The 485-nt window shown below is 44.3% G+C and carries 2 protein-coding genes; both read right to left on the reverse strand.

Translation table 11 applies throughout. The annotated features are described in order from the left end of the window. Positions 1–186 (reverse strand): hypothetical protein (locus tag D9K81_RS18265; RefSeq protein WP_207667534.1); only part of this gene is annotated, 186 nt, incomplete at its 3' end. 71 nt (positions 187–257) lie between these two features. Beyond that, positions 258–485 (reverse strand): hypothetical protein (locus D9K81_RS18535; RefSeq protein WP_171406976.1); only part of this gene is annotated, 228 nt, incomplete at its 5' end.

Below are 485 nucleotides of genomic sequence, written 5' to 3' on the forward strand. Positions count from 1 at the left end.
GCCATAAACCCAAGCGTCGCCATCACATGCTAAATTGTCCTCAGACTCGATATAGCCACCCAATTCACCAGCAGTAACTAAAGATCCAATTGCGACCAATGCACGGATGCGCTTCAACACTCGACCTGACGGTGTGGTAACCGTATCGCTATCAAGCAGTTCGTATTTCTTATTCGTTTGTGTCATACTTGCCTCGTAAGTCTGGAATACTTGCACTAGCCACCTAAAGAGAGCCTTAGGTGGCTTTTTAATGTCTGCTATTTAGAGCGCTGATTAGCTGTATTGATAAGCGCGTATAAGAAACAAAAGAAGCAACCGCATTCTTCTTCTGTGTTCGACCCCTCATTAACACCTTGAGCCACCTTAGACTCCCCACCTAATGAAGCAGTACTTGTATAAGGTTTTGGTTCAGCACCCGCATTAGGTGAAATCTTCGCTTTAGATAGAACATAATTTTCCATAGCTTCAGCTTTGCCGATATCACC

The sequence above is a fragment of the Acinetobacter chengduensis genome, from assembly GCF_003664645.1.
GTDB lineage: Bacteria > Pseudomonadota > Gammaproteobacteria > Pseudomonadales > Moraxellaceae > Acinetobacter > Acinetobacter chengduensis.